This window comes from Pseudomonas sp. WC1, assembly GCF_050586565.1.
Classification (GTDB): domain Bacteria; phylum Pseudomonadota; class Gammaproteobacteria; order Pseudomonadales; family Pseudomonadaceae; genus Aquipseudomonas.
Window position 1 is genome coordinate 1 of record NZ_JBOBDQ010000132.1, and the last position, 757, is coordinate 757.

1 protein-coding gene is annotated in these 757 nt (G+C 67.8%); it reads left to right on the top strand.

The features are described 5' to 3' along the window. Positions 1-757 (top strand): hypothetical protein (locus ACQ4OD_RS26350; protein ID WP_430945224.1); only part of this gene is annotated, 757 nt, incomplete at both ends.

The following is a 757-nucleotide window of genomic DNA, read 5'->3' on the forward strand; positions in this document are numbered from 1 at the left end:
TGCGCCAGATCGCCGATATCGACAACCAGCGTGGCGAGATCTTCGGCAAGGGCGCCTTCACCCTGGCAGGCCGCAGCCTCGACAACACGGGCGGCAAGTTCTACAGCGAACAGGCCCTGACCGTGCGCCTCGACCAGTTGCTCGACAACCTCGATGGCCTGGTGTCGGCCGACGGCCTGGATATCCGCGCCCTGACCCTGAACAACCAGGGCGGCGTGGTCACCAGCAAGTCGGGCCTGGCAGTGGTCACGGGCGCAGCCATCGACAACCGCCACGGCGAGATCTCCAGCGCTGACCTCGGCCAGGTAACGGCAGGCAGCTTAGACAACCGTGAGGGTACGGTCACTGGCGGGGCGCTGGAGTTGGCCATCGCCCAGGCGATGGACAATCGCCAAGGGGTGCTGGCTGCCGACAAGGCGTTGAAGGTGAGCGCCGCCAGCCTCGACAACCGCGAGCAAGGCAAGCTGCTCAGCGACGGCACGCTCACCGCCAAGGTCACCGGGCTGCTGGACAACCAGGCCAAGGGCCTGGTGAACGGCGTGGGCGCCACCCATATCGACGCGGGGCAACTGGACAACCGCGGTGGCCGCCTGGTGGGCAAGGACCTGCTGACCCTGCAAGGCCAGCGCTGGGACAACCGCGGCGGCAAGATCGAGGCCGACGGCGCACTGACACTGACCATCGACCACCTCGACAACCGCGACCAGGGCCTGGTCAGCGGCCAGGCCGGGGCCCGCTACAGCGGCAGCGAATTGCT